General features: G+C 57.4%; 16 protein-coding genes. 15 read left to right on the top strand and 1 reads right to left on the bottom strand.

Annotated features, from left to right (window positions below):
• Nucleotides 1–411 precede the first annotated feature (411 nt).
• From RHP75_RS04630 to RHP75_RS04660, 7 genes are all read left to right on the top strand, one after another.
• Nucleotides 412–633 carry a DNA-binding protein gene (locus RHP75_RS04630; RefSeq protein WP_311090656.1) on the top strand — a complete coding sequence of 74 codons (222 nt, stop codon included), beginning with the start codon at nt 412–414 and terminating at the stop codon, nt 631–633.
• A complete protein-coding gene (locus RHP75_RS04635) occupies nt 630–800 on the top strand; it encodes an Arc family DNA-binding protein (protein ID WP_311090657.1) in 171 nt (56 codons plus the stop codon). The genes RHP75_RS04630 and RHP75_RS04635 overlap by 4 nt, the downstream gene beginning before the upstream one ends.
• Nucleotides 790–1,002 (top strand): hypothetical protein, encoded by a 213-nt coding sequence (locus RHP75_RS04640; protein WP_090255319.1) that lies wholly within the window; start codon nt 790–792, stop codon nt 1,000–1,002. The genes RHP75_RS04635 and RHP75_RS04640 overlap by 11 nt, the downstream gene beginning before the upstream one ends.
• Nucleotides 995–1,384, top strand: a complete 390-nt coding sequence (locus RHP75_RS04645; RefSeq protein ID WP_311090658.1) for a hypothetical protein — start codon at nt 995–997, stop codon at nt 1,382–1,384. The genes RHP75_RS04640 and RHP75_RS04645 overlap by 8 nt, the downstream gene beginning before the upstream one ends.
• A gap of 87 nt (nt 1,385–1,471) precedes the next feature.
• Nucleotides 1,472–1,846 (top strand): hypothetical protein, encoded by a 375-nt coding sequence (locus RHP75_RS04650; RefSeq protein ID WP_311090659.1) that lies wholly within the window; start codon nt 1,472–1,474, stop codon nt 1,844–1,846.
• Nucleotides 1,847–1,899: 53 nt separating this feature from the next.
• Entirely contained in the window at nt 1,900–3,183 is a 1,284-nt protein-coding gene (locus RHP75_RS04655) for a hypothetical protein (RefSeq protein WP_311090660.1), read from the top strand.
• Entirely contained in the window at nt 3,180–4,205 is a 1,026-nt protein-coding gene (locus tag RHP75_RS04660) for a tyrosine-type recombinase/integrase (protein ID WP_311090661.1), read from the top strand. Before RHP75_RS04655 ends, RHP75_RS04660 begins: the two co-directional genes overlap by 4 nt.
• A gap of 1,044 nt (nt 4,206–5,249) precedes the next feature.
• Here RHP75_RS04660 and RHP75_RS04665 read toward each other — a convergent pair.
• Nucleotides 5,250–6,215 (bottom strand): hypothetical protein, encoded by a 966-nt coding sequence (locus RHP75_RS04665; RefSeq protein ID WP_311090662.1) that lies wholly within the window; start codon nt 6,213–6,215, stop codon nt 5,250–5,252.
• Between the two features lie 472 nt (nt 6,216–6,687).
• On the opposite strand from RHP75_RS04665, the gene RHP75_RS04670 reads away from it, so the two are divergent.
• The 8 genes from RHP75_RS04670 to RHP75_RS04705 all read left to right on the top strand — a co-directional run bounded on the left by RHP75_RS04670 (nt 6,688) and on the right by RHP75_RS04705 (nt 17,771).
• A complete protein-coding gene (locus RHP75_RS04670; protein ID WP_003241473.1) occupies nt 6,688–6,876 on the top strand; it encodes an AlpA family transcriptional regulator in 189 nt (62 codons plus the stop codon).
• A gap of 360 nt (nt 6,877–7,236) precedes the next feature.
• A complete protein-coding gene (locus tag RHP75_RS04675; RefSeq protein ID WP_311090663.1) occupies nt 7,237–8,190 on the top strand; it encodes an inovirus-type Gp2 protein in 954 nt (317 codons plus the stop codon).
• 733 nt (nt 8,191–8,923) lie between these two features.
• Nucleotides 8,924–10,750, top strand: a complete 1,827-nt coding sequence (locus RHP75_RS04680) for a DUF1302 domain-containing protein (protein ID WP_311090664.1) — start codon at nt 8,924–8,926, stop codon at nt 10,748–10,750.
• Nucleotides 10,751–10,770: 20 nt separating this feature from the next.
• Nucleotides 10,771–12,132, top strand: a complete 1,362-nt coding sequence (locus RHP75_RS04685; protein ID WP_311090665.1) for a DUF1329 domain-containing protein — start codon at nt 10,771–10,773, stop codon at nt 12,130–12,132.
• Nucleotides 12,133–12,199: 67 nt separating this feature from the next.
• The gene (locus tag RHP75_RS04690) at nt 12,200–13,108 is read left to right on the top strand and encodes a LysR family transcriptional regulator (protein WP_311090666.1); all 909 of its coding nucleotides are present in this window, start codon (nt 12,200–12,202) and stop codon (nt 13,106–13,108) included.
• 693 nt (nt 13,109–13,801) lie between these two features.
• Nucleotides 13,802–14,977 (top strand): M20 aminoacylase family protein, encoded by a 1,176-nt coding sequence (locus RHP75_RS04695; RefSeq protein ID WP_311090667.1) that lies wholly within the window; start codon nt 13,802–13,804, stop codon nt 14,975–14,977.
• Between the two features lie 5 nt (nt 14,978–14,982).
• Nucleotides 14,983–16,284 (top strand): MFS transporter, encoded by a 1,302-nt coding sequence (locus RHP75_RS04700; RefSeq protein ID WP_311090668.1) that lies wholly within the window; start codon nt 14,983–14,985, stop codon nt 16,282–16,284.
• A gap of 17 nt (nt 16,285–16,301) precedes the next feature.
• Nucleotides 16,302–17,771 carry a CapA family protein gene (locus RHP75_RS04705; RefSeq protein ID WP_311090669.1) on the top strand — a complete coding sequence of 490 codons (1,470 nt, stop codon included), beginning with the start codon at nt 16,302–16,304 and terminating at the stop codon, nt 17,769–17,771.
• The last annotated feature ends 47 nt before the right edge of the window (nt 17,772–17,818 follow it).

Here is a 17,818-nt window from a genome sequence, read left to right on the forward strand (position 1 = left end):
GGGTGATCGCTATCCCGCGTTGGGTTGGTTCAAGTTTCGGTTGGCTTCGTCGTAGTCAGGACTTGTCTGGCCAATCTCCGGCGCTACCTGTCCGCTCGCAATCCAGAAAGCGTATTGAGGAAACATCTGCACGATGGCCTCGATGTCCTGTTCGTTGGCACGCCTCTTTCCGTTTCTCAGGTGATACCAGCTGCTCCGGTCTATGCCTGTCAGCTTTTCAAGCTTAGGGGCCGAAAGCTTTTCCTTATCCCAAACGGATATCAATCTTTCTCTTATCATTCCGAAAGCATCTAAAAAGCTTGCATATAGTGGTGGTTTCTTTGTGGTGTCTTGCCTAATATCTCGTCCGAGGCTTGCATTATGTGCAAGGCATCTAATGCAAGATATAGCGGAATATAGCGGAGCAAGCTGATGCTACCACCTGAAGGTCTTGACCCCCAAAAGCTGCACGGTGCACCGCCCTTGATGCCGTGGCAGAAATTCGCCGAGTGGATCGGTATGGGCGACGAACCCGTTGTTGTACGTACTTGGGTGGAGCGTAATTACCTGCCTTCGCAGAAGCTGGGCAAACGCACCATGGTCAATGTGGCACTGCTGCATCAACAGCTTCTCGAACAGGAGTGGACGCTGTGAGTCGAACAGACCCGCAATTCAAGCTGCGTGTGCCTGCCGCACTACGCCTCCAGATTGAACAAGCCGCCCATGCCTCGCGTCGCTCGATGAACGCTGAAATGGTCGTGCGCCTGGAAGCCAGCTTCGCCAAGGAACAGCCCCTGCAGGAGAAATCCCATGATCAGTGATGACAGCCTAGACCTGTGCAGCGTGAAGACCTTCGCCGAAATGAGCGGCATATCCATCGAAGAGGCAATCGACTGGGTAGACAACGGCACCGTCCCCAGCATGCGACTGGCCGACTTCCGCATGGTCAACCTAGCTCGCCTGCGTGCTGACTTGCTCAAGGGCAAAACCGAGTTCAAAGCGGGGGACTACAGCCATGCGTAAGCCACCAGTCCAGATCGATACCGCCACCGCCATGGCTTACGTGGGTAAGGCCGTGCTGATGGAGTTGCACATGGATGAAGATGAACCGCCTTACTGGTGCTGCAAGCACATCGTTGGACTTGTGCTGACCAAGGACGGCGTATGGGACTTTCCCTATTTCATGACTATGAGCCTGACTCCCGATGGTCGTACGCCTTTCGAAGTGCCCTTTAACGACATTCTGTCCATTCGGGTGATGCAGCACCGCGACCGGCATGGTTCCGGCAACGTACTGGACTGCATCACCCACCCTAACTCGGCCGAGTCAGGGGCCGCGCTCCCGGCTCGTCGGAACAGCTCCACCGTTCCGTCGAACGGAAGCACGGGCGCAGCGCACCCTTGACGCGGATTGCCTATGAACAGCCTGACAACGGGAGCATGGGGTAGCTTCTCCGCCCCATGCTCCCGAGCCCTCGGCGGCAAGAGCGGGATGACAAGGGCAGCGCCCTTGGTGTGCTTTGCCCAGCCCGCACCGCTGCATTTCGCTGACTGCCTGCACATGCTGTTTCTGGTGCTGCTCAGCGCCTTCCTGTGGTTTGCCAACCTGCCGCCCGATGGTCGCCCGCAGTTGTTCCCATTCACCCTGGAACAAGCCTGCCCAGAACAACCGCCCAACCTCCTAACCGATTCCATAACCCTGATTGAGCAAGAGCTGTGCGCCACGGCTGTCGTTCGTTCGCACGCCGAGGCACGAGGCGCGCGAGCGCACGACAGCGGTGAGGCGCGTACTCGCGAGCGCGGGAGTGGCTCGGTTCAGAACGACGGCGCGAGCGAGGCTCGCGCCGGTGCGCTGACGTCCCTGTAACACGTCAGATAACGACTTTAGAACTTCCGCAATAACTGGCATTAGGTGAAGAAATGACAATGGTAAAAGATCATCAGCGTTTGAATCTTCTGACTGCAGAGGATGACAAACACGGGCGTCTGTTTGTTGACCCTGGCAACGTCACGTTCACCGACCTGTCAGGCGTTCGCCTGCTGCGCTGTGGCGTCGATACCGTGCGCCAGCTGTACAAAGGGCTGATTCGCCCGGAGATCATGGCGCTTTTTGAAGTGCCTGGCACCTTGGTCGACTTCGCTGGCCAGCGTTGGCATTCGGGCCGGGTAGGGCGCGACTCCGGCTACCAGTACAAGCTGCAGAATGCAGACCTGGGCATCATCCTGCTGGTGAAGAACTTCAACGCCAAGCTGGAGAACATCGGCCCGCATCTGAAAATCGAAGTGTCGCCCCATGCCATCGACAGCCTGTCGCCTGAGCGCCTGCAGGATCGATTAGATTTCTATGCATCCCAGGTGATGACGCATGTGGAAATCAACCAGTGTGCCGTCCACCTTGCATTAGACCTGCAGGGCTGGACGCCTCCCACCGATCTGGTGGCCCGCATGCACTGCAAGGCCCGCACACAGCGCGACATATCGGGCATCAGTGAAATCAACTGGGCGACCAAGTCCAGCACCTACGGCCGCGGTGAAACCTCGATGTTTGGTTCTGCCAGTGGCATCCAGCTGTGTATCTACAACAAAACCGAGCAGGCCAAGGCCACGGACAAGCTCGACTACTGGGAAAGCGTCTGGAAGCGTCGCGACAGCTTCGATGCTGCAGACCCGCAGAACTACAACCCCGAGCAACCGGTATGGCGTGTAGAGCTGCGTTATCACCATTCGATCATCCAGCAATTCGCCAGTGGCTCCCTGGATGTGAAAACCGGTGAAGCCATCGACACCCGCTCGTTTGCGGCCTTCTCCGGGCATCTGGACGGCCTGTGGCGCTATGGGTTGGGGCAATTCAAGTTGTTGAGCCGACCGGGCTACTTCGCCCCCATCTGGACACTTATTCGCGAGGACGTGCGCGTGGACCTACCTGTTGATTCCCTGCTTGAGGACACTGAATACAAGCGCTACTACAAGACCTCCCGTGGCTTCTCGGGCAAGAACGTGGAGCTGTTCCTGGGAAACTTCGTAAGCCTGCTGGCAAGGGAGCGGGTGGGCGCAAAAAAGGCGTTTGATCGGCTGCAAACCTGGGAATGCTGGCCGGTCATTCGCGATCACTATGCAGCCAAGGACATGAGCGAGCACGACATCTACAAGCACATAAAGAAGCTGCTGGAAGAGCGCAGCGTTCGGTGGGGTCGTGCTGTATGAGTGTGAAGCGGCGCGATGATGGTCGCTGGTTGGCAGATGTTCAGCCGATCCGTGGCCAACGCTTCCGCAAGCTCTTTGATACCAAGGGTGAAGCCCAGCGTTACGAGACGTTCATTCTGGCCAACAAAGCCAAGGATGCCGGCTGGAACCCCAAGGCATCAGACCGCCGCAAGCTGTCGGAACTGGTGACGCTCTGGTATGACCTGCACGGCCACATGCTCAAGGATGGCGTGCGCAGAAAATCTAAGCTCGATGCTCTTTGCGTTCGGCTTCGTAACCCGTCAGCTGCCAAGCTCGATGCTTCGGTCTACGCCCATGATCGGCGTATACGCTCTGAAAACGGCACCAGTCCTAAGACCCTCAACAATGAGTTGGGCTACCTGCGTGCGGTGTTCAATGAGCTTCGCGGCCTAGGCCAGATCGACTACGCCAACCCATTGGAGCTGGTGAAGCCATTCCGCATTGATGAGCGTGAATTGTCCTGGCTCACAGATGATCAGGTAACCATTCTGCTGGACGCTATCCGTAAGCACTCGGACAACCCGCATGTTGAACCGATCACCCTGCTTTGCCTTGCAACTGGTGCGCGTTGGTCTGAGGCAGAAGGGTTAATCCCGGCTCGGTTGCGTAATGGCTCGGTGACTTACAGCAAGACCAAATCCAGCCGCGTCCGCACTGTGCCAATTGATCCGGCCCTGGAGACATTCATAAGGGATCACTGGAAGCGTCATGGCCAGTTCACAGGCTCAATCAGCTCGTTTCGTCGTGCCCTGGTTCGATCAGGAATCCAGCTACCGAAAGGGCAGGCCAGCCACGCGCTACGCCACACCTTTGCCAGTCACTTCATACAAAAGGGCGGCAACATCCTGACCCTGCAAAAGATCCTGGGTCACTCCAGCTTGGCTATGACAATGCGCTACTCGCACCTGGCCCCGGAGCATCTGGCCGAGGCGGTGAGGCTCAGCCCGTTGGTTGGGATAGGATTTGCACGTAACTCATTGGAACCCGAGGTAGACGAATAGGGCCGCGCCAATGGCGGTTATCGGGTACCTCAAACGGTACATCCTAATAAGCGATTTGATAGCTTCCCTATGTGGGTCGATAGGGCGTTTAGTAGTGAATGCGCTTAGCCGCCAAGTCATCTTCATGATTTTATAGCAATTCCTGACGTCTCTAAGAAGCAGGAAAGTAGTCAAAAGTCCTGTGGTCAATAGGGCGATTGACCTTGAAGTAGATGGCATCCAAGCAAAACTACTCTCTGTAGCGGCGAGGGCTAGCCCCACACCAAATACCCATACGACCCATATGTTACGCGCTGGGACGAACCGCTGTATGGGCTTTAGCCAGCTATCAAGTTCTTCTAGCTTTGTTGGAAACCAGCCTCTAATTTTCGACTCGTCAACTGATAGCCGGCCATAGCTCTCCTTTTTCGATTGCCAGTGATGTGGCTGGGGTACGTCACTCATGTATTGGATGACGCGCTCGAAAATCATCGACCGATCTGTCCAGCGCTTACCGAGAATTATCCTCGTGTTGGCTGGTGCCTCTAGATGCCATCTGACTATTTGTGAGTCAGGTAGGCGAGAGCCGATAACCCTGAAGTTCAGATAGATTTTGCCCTCCCGGTAAGTGGCCCAGGACAGGAGTAGCCCATCTCTGTATTCAGGCTCGCGAGGGTCGCCATTGTCGTGAGTAACCACATAGGTTGGGTGTTCCGTCATGTTGCCGCTTCCGTTCTGGCAGGTGTGACACTTTCGGGACAGTCGACAAGTGTCGAAAGCAAAAAGCCCCGAAATTCCGAGGAAAATCAGGGCTTTAAGTGCTGCTATTTGGTGGGCCGGGGTAATCTGAAATGATTCTCTATCCTTTTGATTTTAAAGAAAAAATCTCGTTTAAAATTGTTCATGGAATACATTTTGGAATACCAAGCTTAGCCCTTTGGGTTCCAGCAGCAGGCACTGAGGTCTTAGGTCGGGATGACAGTGCTTGCCCTCGAGACAAAAGCCCCGCATCGGGTCATTCGACGCGGGGCTTCATTTGAGGTTAAGGGCTCAGTACTCCGAAGGTTACTCTTTCCCGAACTCTTTCTCGTGGGCTTCAGAGATCAACCTATCCAGCGCTATGCACTCCGGTACTGCCCAGTGCTCTGCCAGCTTTTTAAGCCGCGGGTGATTCTCGAGCAAAATATCGAGGTTCTTAGCCTTCCTGCCCTTGTTGGCAGTTTTCAGCTTGGACTCTTTCCCCTTTAGGCTCTTGATGAAGTCTCGTTTCGAGACGCCTTCCTCAGCGAGTTGGTCAAAGATCTCCAGAAAATCTTGATGCTTGCTGGGAGCACGCACAACGTTAAAGCGGTCTGGGTATTTTTCACAAAGAGCAGCCCATGCCAGCTCCCGGCGCTCTTTGCCGTGCACCTTATCATCAAGCCACTTAAGGTGGTGATCCGTTTTAAGGTTCTGGTCCCACTGTGTTTTGAGCTCCTCCAAGTGCGCAATCTTTGCACTGAGATCAGCGTCCATAAAGTCGAATATCGCTTGGGTGAGTTGCGGGCCAGAAATATTAGGGAGTCGCTTTATCTGGTAGCGATCAAAAGGCGTGATCTTGTTCTTAATCCACCTGGACGTGCGCGGTCCAATAGCCCAGGTCAATTTTTCTGGCTGAACTGCTCGGCGGTTAAACTCACGCAATATTTCTTCTGCAAGGGCACTCGCGATTTTATGGCTGGTGAGAACATCCAGCATGAAGCTCTCGATGTCGTCGAGAGTGCTTTCTTTTGTTCCGAAATTAAATTCTTCAAATTTTGCGTCTTCTTTAAATTTCAAGAAGAGCCAGGCGAAGTTGAAAAGGCGCATGTTGCTAGTGCGTGCCTTAAACAAATCTTCAAGATAGTTATCCTGGCGGTTGGCGGCGACCTCGTATTCTTCGTTATCGAAGACTATTCCTTTTCCCGCCTGTTCCAGAGATTCCTCCTTAGTGCTGGAAAGAATATCTGTAAGCTTTTTTACTGCTTTATGTACTGAGTCGTCACGGCTCATAGGGTGATCCTCGTTAGCTTCTACGTTAAACCTAGGGCGATCCTAGGTAGCTTCTAGGGGGTAGCCAGAAAAGCTTTTCAGCCTGAGACCCACGCGAAAACGCAGGAAAAAGGCCTAACGCAGCAGTCGATCAGGCTGTTAGAGGCTCATGCAGTGGCTGCGGAGCTCAAGCGCTATCGATTTGCACATGCCTTCCCTTCGGCAAAGAGGGAAAGGCATGGAATGCCTGAGGTACGGGGATGGTGGTCTTGTTTTCTGCGAAAACTGCACCAGCGCTACGAAGCGTAGTTGCTGGTGTGACGTTCCAGGCCCAACTCTGAGTGGCGGGTGCCGCACGCTGAGACTCAGATGTGCGGCGCGACAGAATATAAGCCAACCGGCGACGGCTGTCTAGCTAGGTGCTCTGGGGGCGGGCGCCGGTATTTTTTTACAACGCTTGGTAATCCTCTGAACGTAATACAGGAGCTCGTTCATGAGGATCATCCGTCTTAAAGAAGTCACCCACCTAACCGGCCTTGCTAGGTCGACCGTCTATAAATATCTCGCAGAAGGGAAGTTCCCAAAATCTGTTTCGCTAGGCCATAGGTCAATCGGATTTCTCGAGAGCGAAATTCAAGAATGGATTATGGCCCGTATCAAAGAGCGAGATATGGCGGGCTAGTACTTCAAAGGTATTGCATACAGGCTGCGACCTATAAATGGTCGCAGCCTGTATGCCGGTGAAGAAGGTTGCCTCAGGTAACTCCCCTGACTTTGGTTTTGAGAAAACCCTTGGTTTTCGGGGAGGTTTTTATTTTGGGTTCCCTGCCGGTCGGTGTGTTGCTGAGCTGTTGTATGCTTGTTCTAATTATATATCAATCAACTAGAGCCTAATACACCATGGCAGGTAATCGTCGTAACTAACTACTGCAGCACTGAGAGAAGCTGTTGCTGATCACACAGCAACAGCCCAGAAAGCGTTAAACGGTAAAAAAAGACAGACATGGCACCTGTTATGTAAACACAACAAAGGTGCCAAGCCATGAACCATCCACACGCATCGAAAACCCTCTCGCAATCCGATATCGCACTCCAGATCGAGTATCTGGTTGAAGCGGTAGAACGCAGCGAAGGGCCTGTGCAGTCCGTGACTGCCAGTGGCAAAACCAATCGTACCAAGCTAGCTCGTTACTTCGAGAGCATCGGTCAGATGCTTGAGTTGGTCAGTCATAGCGATGATTACCACTACGGACCGTACCTGCGACTGTTTCAACGAGCGTGTTACGACGTCGGCGTGGAAAACAGTCCACTTGGAGTCATTTCCTTTGATGAGGAAACGTCCCAGTACCGTGACTACAGCGATACTTTAAACCGACTGGCTGAGCGTATCCGTCAACTCACCTGTGAGCGCAGCTACCGTCGTCGTAGGGATGACGCAAGGTACCAGGAGCGCCAACAGTCGCGCGAAGTAGCGGAGTACGTTGACCAGGTACTGGATCGCTACGCCACTACTCTGGTGATCAGGGTTGATCTGTACTATCGCTCTGCTGCTCAGGCTAGGTTGCGGGTTGAGCATGTATTTGCGGATCTGCAGCGGCTGATCCGGGCGCGTGAACGCAATCCGATCTTCGAGCATGAGACTGGCTACATCTGCCGTGTCGAGCAGGGGGAGCGTCGCGGCTACCACATCCATGCGGCCTTCTTCTTTAATGGCGCTATGGTGCGGGGTGACATCTACAAGGCGCAGCAGATAGGTGCTCTGTGGGAGCAGATCACCCGTGGTAAAGGTAGCTACCACAACTGCAATCAGGACAAAGCCCAGTACGGTGATGAATGCGGTATCGGGATGATCCACCGTCGTGACGAACAGGCTCGTGACAATGTCCTTCAAGCGATGAGCTATCTGGTCAAGCGGTTTCAGCGGCTGAGCTTGCGTCTGAAGGGAGCGAAGTGCCTGCGCAAGGGGCAAGCAAAAACCGGTTTTCGGGTTTGCTAAAGCGCTGTAGGCGATGCGTTCAGGTTCATGCAATTTCGCACTGCATAGCCGGGGTGCTTTTACCACTATTGGGCTGTTAGGCACTTGGGGACGCGATTGGATGCGCGTACGAGAAGGAGCCTGGCGTGCTGCTGTGGGGCTATCAATCGATCAGATCGGTGGAATGGTGCATACGCCTGAAAACGCCGAATACGGGACAGACCGACATTTGATCTCCGGTGAGGTCGGTCTGTTTCCAGGACTTTTCTGCAGGGTCTTGCAAGTCTTCCACTAAGCCATTCTGCGCGCTACAGCGGAGTGACTTGATAGTTGGGCTACATACAGAAGGAGTAGGCGGTTTGGCGTTTGCGATGTTGTCCTCCCAACACGATACGGTCTTCTGCCCTGCCTGCTCGGTGAAGGAGTGAGCCCAGTCTATACCGGTAAAGTCGCACTTCTTGCCTTGCTAATGGGTATTCTCTGGCAGCTTACGAAAGGTGCCGATCTCACTTCGGGGTGCGTGGCTCGCGTACGTAAAAGTCAGATCGCTCGACGATCTTTACATGGCGGAATAGGCGTGCAGCAATCCCATCTGTTGAGAAAACATCAACCTTACTTTTTGCTATAGGCATAAGGATTATTCAGAGGTCAGTCTGCCCCCATTCCTCTTAGCATGTGCGCTACAGCTCCAAGGCAGCATGCATTGCGGAAAACTCCGCAAGCGATTCTCAAGCAGATATCAGGGGGAAAAGGCATGACAAGAACAATCCGCCCCGCGCGGCTCCGGCCCACGTTTCTTACCTTGGCCGTCGGCCTTGCTGGCACACTCCAGACTCATGCGGCCAGCTTTAACATCGGCGAGATCGAAGGTCGCATCGACTCAAATCTGTCGGTCGGCGCAAGCTGGGCGGCGGACTCACCCGATAAACAGTTTATCGGCCGCGCCAACGGCGGCACGGCCTCGACTCGCACGGGCGACGATGGCCGCCTCAATTTTAAGCGCGGTGAGACTTTCTCGAAGATTTTTAAAGGCATCCACGATCTACAACTGAGCTATGGCGACAGCGGTCTGTTTCTTCGTGGCAAGTACTGGTACGACTTTGAGCTCAAGGATGAGAGTCGCCTGCTTTACGACATCGACGACAGTGGCCGCGACCGTGCCGCCAAGGCTTCGGGCACTCAGTTACTAGATGCCTTCGTATACCACAACTACCTGATCGGAGAGCTTCCCGGCAGTATTCGCGCTGGCCGTCAGGTGGTCAGTTGGGGGGAGAGCACCTTTATCGGGAATAGCCTCAATGCCATTAACCCAGTTGATGTCGCAGCCTTCCGCCGAGCCGGATCGGAGGTCAAGGAAGGTCTTACCCCAGTTAGCATGCTGTATTTATCCCAGGGTCTGAGCGAAAACCTGTCAGTTGAAGCTTTTTATCAATTGCAGTGGGAGAAAACGACGCTCGACAACTGCGGCACATTTTTTGGTAGTGACGTTGCACCCAAGGGCTGTGATCTCGGTATGACCACTTTCGGCAGCGATTTCAATCGCGATCCGACTGTCTACGGTTGGGTACCGCGCCTGGACGATAAGGAAGCACGTGACAGCGGTCAGTTTGGGGTCGCACTGCGCTGGCTTGTACCCGCGCTGAATGACACCGAATTCGGCTTTTACGCAATGAACTATCACAGTCGTACCCCCGAAAGTGTATGGCGTACCGGTCAGCCGAGCTTAGCGGCAATCAATGGCGCCCCAGGGCCAGCTACTACACGCTACGGGCTTGAATATCCAGAGGATATCCGTCTTTACGGCATTAGCTTTGCCACCACTTTGCCCAGCGGAACTGCGCTATCCGGCGAGATCAGCCATCGACCAAATATGCCCCTCTCGCTTAACGGTACCGATGTATCGACTACAGCCAGTGTCGGTCGGCTAAAGAACATACTAAATATCAATGGACTGGCCATCTTCGACAACGGCTGGGCTGATACCGCCCCTGGCAGCCCAGTGAAGGGTTATAAGCGAATGCCCTTCACTCAGGCCCAGATCAGTGGGGTGCAGGTGTTCGATCAAGTGCTAGGCGCTGACCGCCTGACCTTGATAGGTGAAGTCGGCATTAGTCATATCGGCGGCCTTGGTGCTACTGACGGTTCCGACTTGCGCTTTGGGCGCAGTAGCGTCTATGGCATGGGGAAACTGGCCAATGCAAACGACGTTTTCATTCCCGGAATCGGCTTGGTGCCAGGAGAGCAGCTGTGCAGCCAGGTGCTCAATAGCGCCAATCCAGACCAGTGCACCGATAAAGGTTTTTACACACAGCACTCCTGGGGCTACCGCGTGCGTGCCGTATTTGATCTCAACAGCGCCATCGCGGGCATAAATATCAGGCCTAACCTGGCGTTCTCACACGATGTCGAGGGCTACGGGCCGACTTTCACTGAAGGCAACAAGTCGGTGAGCCTAGGTATCGATGCCGACTACCTGTCCAGATATACCGCCAGTTTGAGTTACACCGACTATTTTGGTGGCGACTTCAATACCAGCATCGACCGCGACTTCGTCGCCCTGAGTTTCGGTGTCAGTTTCTGACGCCCAATAAGGAGCACGCCATGATCCACAAAAAGTTGATTCAGGCCAGTTGCCTGGGGCTGACCCTTCTCGCGGCCCAGGTACTCGCAGCAGTTCCGGCCGCGCAAATCGCTCGTCTTGATAACGACCTCACCCCTATCGGTGCCGAGCGCGCCGGAAATGCAGACGGCAGTATTCCAGCCTGGACAGGTGGTATTGGTAATGATGCCGGACAGCGGGATACAGATGGTTTTCTCAGTGATCCTTTCGCTGACGACAAGCCGCTGTTCATCATTACGGCAGATAATGTCGCTCAGCATCAGGAAAGGCTTACCCCGGGTCAGTTAGCGCTATTTAAGCGCTATCCGGAGACTTACCGCATTCCGGTCTACCAGACTCGCCGTTCGGTTAGCCTGCCGCAGAGCTATCTTGATGCCACACGGCAGAATGCGGTCGATACCACGCTGGCGGAAGGTGGCAATGGTCTGATCAACTATCGCAGTGGTGGGTTGCCGTTCGCCATTCCACAGAGCGGCCTTGAAGTGATCTGGAACCATATGGGCCGTTACCGTGGCCTGAGTTTCCAGCGCCAGGTTGTACAGGCCTCGCCGCAGACCAGCGGTGCCTATACGCCCAGCGTAATTCGCCAACAACTGGCCTACCCAGCAGGTCTCTCCGATTACTCGCCACAGGAGATGGCCAATATTCTTTACTACTACCGCGAGGAGTTTCTCTCACCCGCACGTCTCGCTGGCGGCGTGTTATTGGTACACGAAACCATAAACCAGGTTAAGGAACCGCGCATGGCTTGGCAGTACAACGCCGGGCAACGTCGCGTAAGGCGCGCCCCGCAGATAGCTTATGACAGCCCTGGCGCCGAGGGCATGCGTACGATAGATGACCTTGATCTGTTCAACGGCTCGCCGGATCGCTTTGATTGGCTGCTGGTGGGTAAAAAGGAGATCTACATTCCCTATAACAGCTACAAGCTGGGTTCCCCCACTCTTAAGTACGCTGACATCATCAAGCCTGGTCACATCAACCCCGAACACACCCGCTACGAGCTACATCGTGTCTGGCATATCAGCGCGACGCTCAAAGAGGGTGAGCGTCACGTATACTCACGCCGCGATCTGTTTATTGATGAGGATAGCTGGCAGGCCGCCCAGGCTGATGCGTACGATGGTCGCGGTCAGCTTTGGCGGGTTTCAGAAGGACACTCCACCTTCTTCTATGATCAGCTAAGCCCGCAATACAACGCTGAGACTCACTACGACGTGCTTTCTGGGCGCTATGCAGTTAATGCACTGTATAACGAAGAAAAGCAGGCCTATCGCTTTGACCAATCCTTTAACCGCAAACAGTTCACCCCCAGTGCACTGCGCGCCAGCGGTATCCGTTAAGTAGTACGTACTATATCGCGCTACCCTTTTGGCGACTTAGGTCGCCATTTTTTTGCATGGACATCCTATGAAACTTCACCATCTCCGAGCGCTGTTAGCGATTTTCGAGAGCGGCAGTATCCAGGAAGCCTCGCGCCTGCTGCATATCTCCCAGCCAGCACTGTCCAAGAGCATCAAAGAGCTCGAGGCCGAACTCGGTGTGCCCCTGCTTCTGCGGTCTAATCGGGGCATAACCGCCACTGAATACGGCGAGCGCCTGGTGAGCCGCGCACGGCTGATCCTCGAGGAAGTGCGTCGCGCCCGTGATGAAATCGAAACGTTAAAGGGCACCATGAAGGGCAAGGTGGCCATTGGAGTGTCACCGGTCACACCCGGAGCTCAGTTCATCAACAGCCTCAGTCGCTACCGCAAGCGCTATCCCGATGTGCAGGTGCAGATCCACGAACTGCGCCCTTCTAAACTGATGGAAGGCCTGCGCGAAGGCTGCCTCGACTTTGTGCTGACTTCGCAGCCTGCCAGTCGCAACAGCGAGGGTTTTAGCTGGATAGAACTGTATGAACAACCTACTGTGCTGGCAGTGCGCAAGGGGCACTCGCTACGCGCTGCGCGCTCGCTGAAAGAACTGCGCGAGCAGGAGTGGTTGCTGCAGGATTCCCTAGAGCAGTCACGGGTCGGAATGATGTTCGAGCACTATCGGATCGAACCGCCGCAACGAATAATGGAATGTGCCTCGGTGGTGCTGTTCTCCGAACTGGCGCTGAATACCGATGCGATCAGCTACTGGTCGTTGCGCTTACTGGAACATGTGCAGAAGCTGGGCATGGAACTGGAGCTGTTGGACATCCTGGAGCAGGTGCCGCCGATGAACATCTCCCTGGTCTGCCGCGACCAGGAGTTGATGACCCGCGAAGTCCGGGCCTTAGCCGAAGAACTGGTGTACGTCTACAAGAGCCCGCATGCGCCGAAGCAGAGTTAACCACTGCCGGGCAAGTGAGCCGTGCGCAACGAGCAGCGCCAGAAACGGTTTGCGTAGGGCGCAAGGCAATGATTACTCGGGATTAACGGTCGCCCTGCGGCTAGCAATCTACCTAGCTTTTCATCGAGTTGACGATGAAGCATTCCTTATTCTCCTCATGGTGCAGAGCATCTAGTTACTTGCGGCTGAGCGGGGAGTTGGTGAAGGTGCCCGACGGTCGCAGGGGGCAATGGTCACGGCCAGGCGGTCCTCGTTATTACTGCCCATGCGGTCTTCGGTCTGGTCGCGGTACTCGTCCACCTTCCAACTATCACGCGCCGGTAGATAAAGGATCCAGAGCATCTTAACGCGGCGCCAAAGGCTTTTTCCGGATCCACCGCGTCTGCCTGCGAGCCTGGCAGCGGCACCACCTGTGGTGAGGACGAGATCGGCACCTCGATGCTGCCGTCGAACCGATACAGGTGAGCTCGGCTGTAGTGGTTGTCGAGTAAGTGCTGGTCGCCGTGCGACCAGAGGATTTAGGCGGTACACCGCGCCATCGCGATGATCCCGACGGGTTGCGGGCCAGCATAACCAAGCCGGTGGGCCTCCGAACATAACCAAAGCCGATACACATGCGCAGAGGTGATTATCCGCCGCCCGCGACCTGCGGCATGCTGCGCCGCACTTGGGAAGCACCACAAGGATAACAAGATGCAGCTGATCCCGCAGATCCTCGCCTGGCAGGATGAATTCTCGTCGATTCGCCGCGATATCCACCAGCACCCCGAGCTGGCCTTTGAGGAGCAGCGCACCAGCCAGCTGGTCGCTGGCTACCTGCGCCAATGGGGCTATGCCGTCCACGAAGGCATCGGTGGCACCGGCGTGGTCGGCGTACTGAAGAACGGCAGCGGGATCAAGTGCATCGGCATCCGGGCCGACATGGACGCCCTGCCAATCCACGAGGAAAGCGGCGTCACTCACTGCAGCCGCCAGGCCGGCAAGATGCACGCCTGCGGGCATGACGGCCACACCGCCATCCTGCTTTGCGCCGCACGCTATCTGGCCGAGACCCGCGCCTTTGACGGTACCCTCAACCTAATTTTCCAGCCCGCCGAGGAAGGTCTGCGCGGCGCCCGCCGGATGATCGATGACGGCCTGTTTGAGCGTTTCCCCTGCGACGCGGTGTACGCCCTACACAACATGCCCGGCCTGCAGGTCGGCACGTTCGTCACCCAGCCGGGGCCGATGAGTGCATCCTCCGATGTGGTGACCCTCAAACTGCATGGCGTCGGCGGCCACGGCGCCATGCCGCACAAGGCTAAGGACCCGGTAGTGGCCGCAGCTGAACTGGTGCTGGCGCTGCAGAGCATCGTCGCGCGCAATGTGCCGGCCGGCGAGGTTGGTGTGATTACGGTCGGCGCGATCCAGGCCGGCGAGGCAGCCAACGTGATTCCGGACGTCGCTACCCTCAAGCTCAGCGTGCGCTCGACCAACCCGCAGATTCGCCAGCTGTTGAAAAAGCGCATTTGTGCGATCGCCGAGGCCGTGGCCATGGCCCACGACCTACAGCTGGAACTGAACTACGACGAACGCATCGGCGTACTGCTGAACACCCCGGCCGAAACCACTCTGCTGCAACAGGTGGCGCGCCAGATCAGCGGCGAGCAGGGCGTGCTCACCAGCATGCCCAGCGGCTACCTGGGCAGTGAGGACTTCGCCTCCATGCTGGAGGTACGCCCCGGCTGCTACATCGTCACCGGCAATGGCAATGGCGGGCCGAGCGGCTGCATGCTTCACAATCCGGGCTACGACTTCAACGACCTGGCCATCCCCTTCGGCGCGAGCCTGTGGGTGCGCCTGGTGGAAACCTACCTGAACGAGGCTTGAGCCCCATGCAGTCCCCTTCCGACCAGGGCCGCGGCCTGGTGATCCTGATGCTGCTGGCTGTGATGGTCATTAGCGTGCTGGACAAGACCATCTTTGCTTTCGCCGGCCCGCAGATCATCGACGAGCTCAAGTTGACGCCCGAGCAGTTCGGCTTTATCGGCAGCGCGTTCTTCTTCCTTTATTCGGTGTCCGGGGTGCTGGTGGGCTTTCTCGCCAACCGCGTGTCCAGCCGCTGGATTCTCTCCGGCATGTCGGTGGTGTGGATGGGCGCGCAGATCCTCACCGCCATCTCCACCAGTTTCTATGCCCTGGTCGCCAGCCGCATGCTGCTCGGTGCCGGCTGCGGGCCGGGTACGGCGGTGACCCAACACGCCGCGTTCAAGTGGTACGCCCCGCGTGACCGGGTGATGCCGGGCGCCTGGATCCATATCGCGATCATGGTCGGCGCCATCCTCGGTGCACTGTCGCTACCGTTGCTGATCCAGCACCTGGGCTGGCGCATCGGCTACCTGATCCTCGCTGGCGTCGGCCTGGTGTGGCTGGTTATCTGGCTCTTCGTCGGGCGCGAGGGCCAGCATGACGAGGCGGGCGGGGAAGTGGTCGGAGGCACTGCCAGTTACCGTCACCTGTTGCTCAACCGCACCTTCATCTTCATCACCTTCCTTGGCTTCTGCAGCTACCTGCCCAACGCGCTGATTTACAGCTGGGTGCCGACCTATCTGCAGAAGGGCCTGGGCATGAGCCCGATGCAGTCCGGCTACGTGGTGATGGCGGCCACCCTCGGCGTGATCGCGCTCAACCTGGCGGTCTCCAGCCTGTCGCAACGCGCCCTCAAGCGCGGCGCCAGCGTGCGCCTGGCGATGGTCTTTCCGCCGGCCATCGCCTGCGTAGTCGGCGGCCTCGCCATGGCCCTGCTGGGCTTCGTCGAACAGGACGTCGCGCTGACCATCACCCTGTACCTGATTGGCGGCATCGTGGTGAACCTGGTGACCACCTTTTCCAACACCACCATCGCCTACATCGCCCCGGCCAAACAGCGCGGCAGCATGCTGGCCCTGCACATCGGCCTGATGACCAGCGCCGGCATGGTGGCCCCGCACGTGGTCGGCCAGGCCATCGGCTGGGAAGGCGGCGATCTGGTGATGGGCTTCGAGCTGGCCGTCGGCCTGTTCGGCATCGCTCTGATCGCCGGCGGCGCGCTGGCCCTGAGCCTGGTCGACCCGGAACACAACCGTCGCGAAGTAGCCGCCCGCACCAGCCAGGGCATCCACGCATCCAACAACGAGCCGGCTACGAGCCAGGCCTGAGTCAGGAGATCCATCCAATGCACAAACGAGTTCCCTCGCCGCAGCAGCGCCCCGAACGTATCGTCCTGCAGGACAACTGGCGCGCTGCCGATGTGGCCGACGGCTTCTGCGTGGTCGCCGTCGGTGACATCATCATCACTCACGCGATTGCCGACAAACTGGCGCGTAAGTCGCCCGAGCTGCTGGCCATCCTCAAACGTGGCGACGTGGTGGTGGGCAACTACGAATGCACGGCCATCGACTTCAAACGCTACGACGGCTATCCCGAAGCACTGTCCGGTTTCTCCTGGTTACTCAGCGATGCAGACGCCCCGGCGGACCTGGCCAGCCTCGGCTTCAACCTGATGGCGCGCGCCAACAACCACGCCCTGGACTGGGGCGTGGCTGGCCTGCGAATGACCGACGAACTGCTCGACGAGGCTGGCATCGCTCACGCCGGCACCGGCACCAGCCTGGCCGCCGCGCGTGCGCCGGCCTTTATCAACACGGCCAAGGCGCGGGTGTCGCTGATCTCCTACGCCACCACCTTCGAGGCCAACGCGCCGGCCGCCGATGGTCTGGGCCAGGTGCCGCCACGCCCTGGCCTGAGCCCGCTGCGTACCACGCCGCATCGCCTGGTCAGCGCCGAGGACTTCGCCGTGCTCAAGCGCCTCAACGAGCAGGAAGCCTTCCAGGATCACTACCTGCTGCGTACCCTGCACGGCGAGCACAGCGTGCACCTGGGCATGGCACTGCACTACCGCGTCGACCCCAATGCCGCGCCGGGCACCGTGCGCATCCACTACGAGTGCGACAAGCTCGACCAGGCCGACATCGTCCGTAACCTGCGCCAGGCCAAGCAGAGCAGTGACTTCAGCATCGTCGCCCAGCACACCCACGAGCCGGACAACCAGTGCATCGAGGTGCCCAACTACCTGCCGACCCTGGCCCGCCAACTGGTCGACAGCGGCGCCGACATGCTCTGCGGCCACGGCCCGCACCAGCTGCGCGGCATCGAGATCTACAACGGCAAGCCACTGCTCTATTCGCTGGGCAACTTCTGCTTCATGGACAACAGCATGCAGCTGATGCCTGCGGACAAGTGGGAGAGCCGCGAGTGGCTGGCCGCCGAGGCCTTCGTCGGGCCCAAGGGCATCACTAACCCGCGTCTGACCACTCCGGCCGAGTTCCTCGAATGGAAGCGCGTGGTCGGCATCTTCAGCGAGCCGGTTTGGTTCGAGAGCGTGGTCGCCGAATGCCACTTCAGGGCCGACGGCACCCTGCGCGAGATGCTCCTGCACCCGATCGAACTGGGCTTCGCCGGCCGTGACGCCGAGCGCGGCATTCCGCGCCTGGCCGTCGACAGCGAGGCCAACCAGCAGCAGGCACTGCGTATTCTCCAACGCTTGCGCGAGCTGTCCGCCGAGTTCGGCACCCACATCGAAATCGAGACTGTGCAGCTCGGCGCACAACAGAGCAGCATCGGCCGCATCGTGATCGACTCATGACGCCCAGCTAGGGCTAGCGACCCACAAGGTTGTCCGCCCGAGGCCAC

This window comes from Pseudomonas sp. SG20056 (genome assembly GCF_031764535.1).
Classification (GTDB): Bacteria; Pseudomonadota; Gammaproteobacteria; order Pseudomonadales; family Pseudomonadaceae; genus Aquipseudomonas.

Coding starts and splice junctions, on each gene's coding strand:
- RHP75_RS04630 (WP_311090656.1), top strand. CDS start 412: ATGCTACCACCTGAAGGTCTTGACCCCCAAAAGCTGCACGGTGCACCG.
- RHP75_RS04640 (WP_090255319.1), top strand. CDS start 790: ATGATCAGTGATGACAGCCTAGACCTGTGCAGCGTGAAGACCTTCGCC.
- RHP75_RS04645 (WP_311090658.1), top strand. CDS start 995: ATGCGTAAGCCACCAGTCCAGATCGATACCGCCACCGCCATGGCTTAC.
- RHP75_RS04650 (WP_311090659.1), top strand. CDS start 1,472: ATGACAAGGGCAGCGCCCTTGGTGTGCTTTGCCCAGCCCGCACCGCTG.
- RHP75_RS04655 (WP_311090660.1), top strand. CDS start 1,900: ATGACAATGGTAAAAGATCATCAGCGTTTGAATCTTCTGACTGCAGAG.
- RHP75_RS04660 (WP_311090661.1), top strand. CDS start 3,180: ATGAGTGTGAAGCGGCGCGATGATGGTCGCTGGTTGGCAGATGTTCAG.
- RHP75_RS04665 (WP_311090662.1), bottom strand. CDS start 6,215: ATGAGCCGTGACGACTCAGTACATAAAGCAGTAAAAAAGCTTACAGAT.
- RHP75_RS04670 (WP_003241473.1), top strand. CDS start 6,688: ATGAGGATCATCCGTCTTAAAGAAGTCACCCACCTAACCGGCCTTGCT.
- RHP75_RS04675 (WP_311090663.1), top strand. CDS start 7,237: ATGAACCATCCACACGCATCGAAAACCCTCTCGCAATCCGATATCGCA.
- RHP75_RS04680 (WP_311090664.1), top strand. CDS start 8,924: ATGACAAGAACAATCCGCCCCGCGCGGCTCCGGCCCACGTTTCTTACC.
- RHP75_RS04685 (WP_311090665.1), top strand. CDS start 10,771: ATGATCCACAAAAAGTTGATTCAGGCCAGTTGCCTGGGGCTGACCCTT.
- RHP75_RS04690 (WP_311090666.1), top strand. CDS start 12,200: ATGAAACTTCACCATCTCCGAGCGCTGTTAGCGATTTTCGAGAGCGGC.
- RHP75_RS04695 (WP_311090667.1), top strand. CDS start 13,802: ATGCAGCTGATCCCGCAGATCCTCGCCTGGCAGGATGAATTCTCGTCG.
- RHP75_RS04700 (WP_311090668.1), top strand. CDS start 14,983: ATGCAGTCCCCTTCCGACCAGGGCCGCGGCCTGGTGATCCTGATGCTG.
- RHP75_RS04705 (WP_311090669.1), top strand. CDS start 16,302: ATGCACAAACGAGTTCCCTCGCCGCAGCAGCGCCCCGAACGTATCGTC.